Source organism: Hydrogenophaga sp. (assembly GCF_022844385.1).
Classification (GTDB): Bacteria; Pseudomonadota; Gammaproteobacteria; order Burkholderiales; family Burkholderiaceae_C; genus Hydrogenophaga.
In genome coordinates this window covers 1-6887 of the sequence record NZ_JALHLX010000002.1, presented here as the reverse complement: position 1 = coordinate 6887, position 6887 = coordinate 1, and the positions used below count along the sequence as shown (strand labels likewise).

General features: G+C 63.8%; 9 protein-coding genes. 8 read left to right on the top strand and 1 reads right to left on the bottom strand.

Features of this window, described 5'->3' with window-relative positions; all coding sequences use genetic code 11:
* On the bottom strand, positions 1-251 hold a 251-nt coding region (locus tag Q0C59_RS00620; RefSeq protein ID WP_291210567.1), incomplete at its 3' end, for a LysR family transcriptional regulator.
* Positions 252-387: 136 nt separating this feature from the next.
* Here Q0C59_RS00620 and Q0C59_RS00615 point away from each other — a divergent pair.
* The 8 genes from Q0C59_RS00615 to Q0C59_RS00580 form a co-directional block, all read left to right on the top strand.
* On the top strand, positions 388-1104 hold the full coding sequence (locus tag Q0C59_RS00615; protein WP_291210379.1) for a substrate-binding domain-containing protein: 717 nt from the start codon (positions 388-390) through the stop codon (positions 1102-1104).
* 37 nt (positions 1105-1141) lie between these two features.
* Positions 1142-2176 carry an amidohydrolase family protein gene (locus tag Q0C59_RS00610; RefSeq protein ID WP_291210376.1) on the top strand — a complete coding sequence of 345 codons (1035 nt, stop codon included), beginning with the start codon at positions 1142-1144 and terminating at the stop codon, positions 2174-2176.
* 117 nt (positions 2177-2293) lie between these two features.
* Entirely contained in the window at positions 2294-2977 is a 684-nt protein-coding gene (gene ligK / locus Q0C59_RS00605; RefSeq protein ID WP_291210373.1) for a 4-carboxy-4-hydroxy-2-oxoadipate aldolase/oxaloacetate decarboxylase, read from the top strand.
* Positions 2978-3111: 134 nt separating this feature from the next.
* Positions 3112-4044 carry an amidohydrolase family protein gene (locus Q0C59_RS00600; protein ID WP_291210370.1) on the top strand — a complete coding sequence of 311 codons (933 nt, stop codon included), beginning with the start codon at positions 3112-3114 and terminating at the stop codon, positions 4042-4044.
* A 1-nt stretch (position 4045) separates the two neighbouring features.
* Positions 4046-4486 (top strand): protocatechuate 4,5-dioxygenase subunit alpha, encoded by a 441-nt coding sequence (gene ligA, locus Q0C59_RS00595; RefSeq protein WP_291210367.1) that lies wholly within the window; start codon positions 4046-4048, stop codon positions 4484-4486.
* A gap of 1 nt (position 4487) precedes the next feature.
* On the top strand, positions 4488-5342 hold the full coding sequence (locus Q0C59_RS00590; protein WP_291210364.1) for a class III extradiol dioxygenase subunit beta: 855 nt from the start codon (positions 4488-4490) through the stop codon (positions 5340-5342).
* Between the two features lie 117 nt (positions 5343-5459).
* The gene (locus Q0C59_RS00585) at positions 5460-6416 is read left to right on the top strand and encodes a Gfo/Idh/MocA family oxidoreductase (RefSeq protein WP_291210361.1); all 957 of its coding nucleotides are present in this window, start codon (positions 5460-5462) and stop codon (positions 6414-6416) included.
* Positions 6417-6420: 4 nt separating this feature from the next.
* Positions 6421-6887, top strand: a 467-nt coding sequence (locus Q0C59_RS00580; protein ID WP_291210358.1) for an aldo/keto reductase, incomplete at its 3' end; no start/stop codon positions are given.

Genomic DNA, 6887 nt, shown 5'->3' with positions numbered 1-6887 from the left:
CGACCCAGCTCTTCGCGCGCCCGCTCCACCTGGTGCAGGATGCCGCGGCCGTGCGCCAGCAGCAGCTTGCCGGCTTCGGTGGGCGTGGCGCCGCGGCCGTTGCGCACCAGCAGGTTCTGCCGCAACTCCACTTCGAGCAGGCGCACCTGGCGCGAGAGCGCGGGCTGCGCCACATTCAGCGCCATCGAGGCCCGGGTGAAACTGCCGAGCTCGGCCACGCGCACAAAGTATTCGAGTTGTTTGAGGTCCATGGCGGCTGATGGTCGAACGGAAGGTGGAAACAGGTGTGGATCATAGTTATGTAATTTCGTTCTAGCTGCTAGCCGGTCATGTGACTTTTCTCACCCGTGGGCAAGGGCCACAATCCACCGACCCGGCTCCAACACCATGACGAACCATCCCAACCAGTTCAAACCCAAGACCCGCATCCAGGGTATTTCGTCCATGGCGACGCGCCAGGTGCTGGCCGAACTGGTGGCGGGGTTCGAGGCGGTGAGCAATGTGTCCGTGTCCATCGAATCCGTGGGTGGCGTGGACGCTGCCCGGCGCGTGCAGGCGGGTGAGGCCTTCGAAGTGGTGATCCTCGCGTCGGACGCGATCGACAAGCTGATCGCTGCAGGCCATCTGCAGCCCGGCAGCCGGGTGGACCTGGTGCGCTCGGGCGTGGCCGTGGCCGTGCGTGAAGGCACTGCCTTGCCCGATCTGGGCTCGGAAGACGCGGTGCGCAGCGCCGTGCTGGCCGCGCCCAGCATCAGCTATTCCACCGGCCCCAGCGGTGTGGCGCTGGCCCAACTGTTCGAGCGCTGGGGCATTGCCCAGCAGATTCAAAGCCGCATCGTGCAGGCGCCGCCCGGTGTGCCCGTGGCTTCGCTGGTGTCGCGCGGCGAGGTGGCGCTGGGATTTCAGCAGCTCAGTGAATTGCTCGGTGTGGCCGGCATCACAGTGGCCGGCCCCTTGCCCCCGGCCATCCAGATTGTCACCACGTTTTCTGCCGGCATCCCCTTTCGAACCAACCACGCGGATGTGGTGCGCGCCATGCTCGCCCACATGACCGCGCCCGAGGCGGCCGAGGCCAAGCGGCGCCAGGGCATGGAGCCTGCTTGAAGCCTTTCAGACCACAACAAAAAATTCAGGAGACGCCATGAGCCTCATCATCGATTGCCACGGCCACTACACCACGGCACCCAAGGCGCTGGAGAACTGGCGCAACGCGCAGATTGCCGGCATCAAAGACCCGGCAGTGATGCCCAAAGTCGCCGACCTCAAGATCAGCGACGACGAGTTGCGCGAATCCATCGAGACCAACCAGCTCAAGCTGATGAAGGAGCGCGGCAGCGACATCACGCTGTTCAGCCCGCGCGCCAGTTTCATGGCGCACCACATCGGCGACTTCAACGTGTCCAGCACCTGGGCCGCGATCTGCAACGAGCTTTGCTTCCGCGTGAGCGAGCTGTTCCCCGACCATTTCGTGCCTGTGGCCATGCTGCCGCAGTCGCCTGGTGTTGATCCGGCCACCTGCATTCCCGAGCTTGAGAAGTGCGTTCAGCAATACGGTGCGGTCGGCATCAACCTCAACCCCGATCCATCGGGCGGCCACTGGACCAGCCCGCCGCTGACCGACAAACACTGGTACCCCATCTACGAGAAGATGGTGGAGCACGACCTGCCGGCCATGATCCACGTGAGCACGAGTTGCAACGCCTGTTTCCACACCACCGGCGCGCACTACCTCAACGCCGACACCACCGCTTTCATGCAGCTGATCCAGGGCGACCTGTTCAAGGATTTCCCGACGCTGAAGTTTTTGATCCCGCACGGTGGTGGCGCGGTGCCTTATCACTGGGGTCGCTTTCGTGGCCTGGCGCAGGAGATGAAGAAGCCGCTGCTGGACACGCACGTGATGAACAACGTGTTCTTCGACACCTGCGTCTACCACCAGCCCGGCATTGATTTGCTCAACACCGTGATACCGGTGAAGAACGTGTTGTTTGCCTCCGAGATGATCGGTGCGGTGCGTGGTATCGACCCGACCACGGGCAACTACTACGACGACACCAAGCGCTACATCGAGGCCTCGAAAATTTTGAGTGCGGACGACAAGCACCAGATCTACGAGGGCAATGTGCGCCGCGTGTTTTCGAGGTTGGACACGCGCTTGAAGGCCAAGGGTCTTTGAGCGAAATGAATTCACCCCTTCCCCCTCTGGGGGAAGGCAGGGATGGGGGCCCTGGCGCGGCAGGCCCCCATCCCAACCCTCCCCCAGAGGGGGAGGGAGAACACACAGGAGACTGACATGTACGAACTGGGCGTTGTCTACCGCAACATCAAACGCGCGGACCGCGCAGCCGCCGACGGCCTGGCCGCGCTGGGCTCGGCCACGGTGCACGAGGCCATGGGCCGCGTGGGCCTGCTCAAACCTTTCATGCGTCCGATCTACCCGGGATGCCAGGTGAGCGGCACGGCGGTCACGGTGCTGCTGCAACCGGGTGACAACTGGATGATGCATGTGGCGGCTGAGCAGATCCAGCCGGGTGACATCGTGGTGGCCACGGTCACCGCAGAGTGCACCGACGGTTTTTTTGGCGACTTGCTGGCCACGTCGTTCCAGGCGCGCGGCGCGCGGGCCTTGATCATCGACGGCGGTGTGCGCGACGTGAAGGAACTGCAGCGCATGGGTTTCCCGGTGTGGAGCAAGGCGATCAGCAGCAAGGGCACGATCAAGGCGACGCTGGGTTCGGTGAACATCCCCATCGTGTGTGCCGGCATGCTGGTGACGCCGGGTGATGTGATCGTGGCGGACGACGATGGTGTGGTGTGTGTGCCTGCGGCGCGTGCCGTGATCACCCTGGAGGCTGCGCAGCACCGCGAGAGTTTTGAGGGTGAGAAGCGCGCCAAGCTGGCCAGCGGGGTGCTGGGGCTGGACATGTACAAGATGCGGGAGCCTTTGGCAACTGCCGGCCTTCGTTACATCGACTGATTTTTCTCCGGTGGGACCGGCGGCGAGCGGTGTGAGGCGGCGGGGCTCATCAGTCCTTCGGCCAGCAAATCGCCCCGCCGCCTCACACCGCTCGCCGCCTCGTCGGCGTTCGATCTGTTTTGAAAGCTTCTCTCATGAGCAAACCCACCTCGGGTGATTTCACCAAGACCGCCGGCTGGCTGGATTGGTATGCAGGCCCAAGCAAACCGCGTTTCCAGCTGCCTGCCGGCGCTGTGGACGCACACTGTCACGTGTTCGGTCCGGGTGCCGAGTTTCCCTACGCCCCCGAGCGCAAATACACGCCGTGCGACGCGAGCAAGGCGCAGCTCTTTGCCTTGCGCGACCACCTCGGCTTCGCGCGCAACGTGGTGGTCCAGGCCACCTGCCACGGTGCGGACAACCGCGCCTTGGTGGACGCGCTGGTGCACAGCGACGGCAAGGCGCGGGGGGTGGCCACGGTCAAGCGCAGCGTCACCGATGACGAGTTGCAGGCGCTTCACAAAGCCGGCGTGCGCGGTGTGCGCTTCAACTTCGTCAAACGCCTGGTGGACTTCACACCCAAGGACGAACTGATGGAGATCGCCGCGCGCATCCAGAAGCTGGACTGGCACGTGGTGATCTATTTCGAAGCGGTGGACCTGCCCGAGCTGTGGGACTTCTTCACCGCCTTGCCCACGACCGTGGTGGTGGACCACATGGGCCGCCCCGACGTGAGCAAGCCGGTGGACGGCCCCGAGTTCGAGCTGTTCCTCAAGTTCATGCGCCAGCACCCCAACGTGTGGAGCAAGGTGAGCTGCCCGGAGCGCCTGAGCATCACCGGCCCCAAGGCCTTGGACGGCGAGCAGGCCGCTTACCAGGATGTGGTGCCGTTCGCGCGCCGCGTCATGGAAGAGTTCCCTGACCGCGTGCTCTGGGGAACCGACTGGCCGCACCCCAACCTGAAGGACCACATGCCCGACGACGGCCTGCTGGTGGACTTCATTCCGCAGATCGCGCCCACAGCGGAAGCTCAGAAGAAGCTGCTGGTGACGAATCCCATGAAGTTGTATTGGCCAGAGGAGGTCTGACATGGCACTCGAAAAACCCTACCTGGACGTGCCCGGCACGACCATCTTCGACGCAGAACAATCCCGCAAGGGCTACTGGCTCAACCAGTTCTGCATGAGCCTGATGAAGGCCGGGAACCGCGAGCGTTTCAAGCAGGACGAACGTGCCTATCTGAACGAATGGGACATGACGGAAGAGCAGAAGCAGGCCGTGCTCGCGCGCGACCTCAACTGGTGCATCCGCCTCGGCGGCAACATCTACTTCCTCGCCAAGATCGGCGCCACCGACGGCAAGAGCTTCCAGCAGATGGCGGGCTCCATGACCGGCATGACCGAAGACGAGTACCGCAACATGATGATTGCCGGTGGCCGATCGGTCGAGGGCAATCGCGTCGTTGGCGAAGACGGCACGGCACAGGCACATCGCCAGCCACAAGGCTCCGCAAGCCAGAAAGTGAACTGACATGGCACGCATCACCGCATCCGTTTACACCTCCCACGTGCCTGCCATCGGCGCCGCGCTGGACCTCGGCAAGACCCATGAGCCCTACTGGCAGCCAGTCTTTCAAGGCTATGACTTCGGCAAGCAATGGCTGAAGGACAACCAGCCCGACGTGATTTTTCTGGTCTACAACGACCACGCCACGGCCTTCAGCCTCGACATGATCCCGACCTTTGCCATCGGCACCGCCGCCGAGTACCAGCCGGCCGACGAGGGCTGGGGTCCGCGTCCCGTACCCAAGGTCATCGGTCACCCGGAACTGTCGGCGCACATTGCGCAGTCCGTGATTCAGCAGGACTTCGACCTCACCATCGTCAACAAGATGGACGTGGACCACGGCCTGACCGTGCCGCTGTCGCTGATGTGCGGTCAGCCCGAGGCCTGGCCCTGCCCGGTGATCCCGTTCGCGGTCAACGTGGTGCAGTACCCGGTGCCCAGCGGCCGTCGCTGCTACAACCTGGGCAAAGCCATTGCCAAGGCCGTGGCGAGTTTTGACGAAGACCTCAACGTGCAGATCTGGGGCACGGGCGGCATGAGCCACCAGCTGCAGGGTCCGCGCGCGGGCCTGATCAACAAGGACTTCGACAACGCGTTTCTGGACAAGCTGATCAACGACCCGGAAGCCGCGGCCAGCATCCCCCACATCGACTACGTGCGCGAAGCCGGCAGCGAGGGCATTGAACTCGTGATGTGGCTGATCGCGCGCGGCGCCATGGCCGACGCAGCCGGCGGGCCGAAGCCCAAGGCGGTGCGCCGCTTCTACCATGTGCCCGCGAGCAACACGGCCGTGGGCCACCTGATTCTCGAGAACGCGTGACTTTCCCCCTCTCCCTCTGGGAGAGGGCAGGGGTGAGGGCTCTCGGTGCGCCGGGCCCTCACCCCAACCCTCTCCCAGGGGGAGAGGGAGTAAAACCCCAAACAGGAGAACTGAACCATGACCATCAAAGTCGCCCTCGCCGGCGCCGGCGCCTTCGGCATCAAACACCTCGACGGCATCAAGAACATCGACGGTGTGGAAGTGATCTCGCTGATCAGCCGCGACCTGGAGAAGACGAAAGAAGTGGCGGCGAAATACGGCATAGCCCACGTCACCACCGACCTCGCTGACAGTCTCGCGCTCAAGGAGCTGGACGCCGTGATTCTCTGCACGCCCACGCAGATGCACGCCGAACAAACGATCGCCTGCCTCAAGGCCGGCAAACACGTGCAGGTGGAGATTCCGCTGGCCGACAGCCTGGCCGGTGCCAAGGCCGTGGTGGAAGAGCAGAAGAAGACCGGGCTGGTGGCGATGTGCGGCCACACGCGCCGCTTCAACCCCAGCCACCAGTACGTGCACAACGAGATCACGGCGGGCCGCTTCAACATCCAGCAGATGGATGTGCAGACCTATTTCTTTCGCCGCACCAACACCAACGCGCTGGGCCAGGCGCGCAGCTGGACCGACCACCTGCTGTGGCACCACGCAGCGCACACGGTCGATCTGTTCGCCTACCAGTGCGGCAGCCCGATCGTGCAGGCCAACGCCATCCAGGGCCCGATCCACCCGACGCTGGGCATCGCCATGGACATGAGCATCCAGTTGAAAGCCGCCAACGGCGCCATCTGCACACTGAGCCTGAGCTTCAACAACGACGGACCGCTCGGCACCTACTTCCGCTACATCGGCGACACCGCGACCTACCTCGCGCGCTACGACGACCTGTTCACCGGCAAGGAAGAAAAGATCGACGTGTCCAAGGTGGCGGTCAGCATGAACGGCATCGAGCTGCAGGACCGCGAATTCTTCGCCGCCATCAAAGAGGGGCGAGAGCCCAACTCCAGCGTGGCGAAGGTGTTTGCCTGCTACGAGGTGCTGCACGACCTCGAGCAGAAGTTGAACGCGAACGGCTGAAGCCATGCAACAACGACAACTCGGTCCCTTCAAAGTCTCGGCCATTGGCCTGGGCTGCATGAACATCTGCCACGCCTATGGCGCACCGGTGACGCCCGAGGCAGCCGAGCGCCTGCTGCAGTCCGCGCTGGACCAGGGCATCACGCACTTTGATACCGCCGCGCTCTATGGCTTTGGCGTGAGCGAGACGCTGGTGGGCAAAGCCCTTTGCAAGCGCCGCAGCGAGTTCACGCTGGCCAGCAAGTGCGGCATGCAAGGCGTGGACGTGGCGGGCGACGGCAAGCTGGTGCGTGTGATCGACGGTCGGCCCGAGACGATTCGCGCCACCTGCGAGGCCGCGCTCAAGCGCCTGAAGACCGATGTGATCGACCTCTACTACCTGCACCGCTGGGACAAGCAGGTGCCGATCGAAGAGAGCGTGGGTGCGCTGAGCGATCTGGTGCGCGCGGGCAAGATTCAAACGATTGGCCT

Excerpts from the sequence above, each read along its gene's own strand:
- Q0C59_RS00615 (WP_291210379.1), top strand. The coding sequence starts at position 388 with ATGACGAACCATCCCAACCAGTTCAAACCCAAGACCCGCATCCAGGGT.
- Q0C59_RS00610 (WP_291210376.1), top strand. The coding sequence starts at position 1,142 with ATGAGCCTCATCATCGATTGCCACGGCCACTACACCACGGCACCCAAG.
- ligK (WP_291210373.1), top strand. The coding sequence starts at position 2,294 with ATGTACGAACTGGGCGTTGTCTACCGCAACATCAAACGCGCGGACCGC.
- Q0C59_RS00600 (WP_291210370.1), top strand. The coding sequence starts at position 3,112 with ATGAGCAAACCCACCTCGGGTGATTTCACCAAGACCGCCGGCTGGCTG.
- ligA (WP_291210367.1), top strand. The coding sequence starts at position 4,046 with ATGGCACTCGAAAAACCCTACCTGGACGTGCCCGGCACGACCATCTTC.
- Q0C59_RS00590 (WP_291210364.1), top strand. The coding sequence starts at position 4,488 with ATGGCACGCATCACCGCATCCGTTTACACCTCCCACGTGCCTGCCATC.
- Q0C59_RS00585 (WP_291210361.1), top strand. The coding sequence starts at position 5,460 with ATGACCATCAAAGTCGCCCTCGCCGGCGCCGGCGCCTTCGGCATCAAA.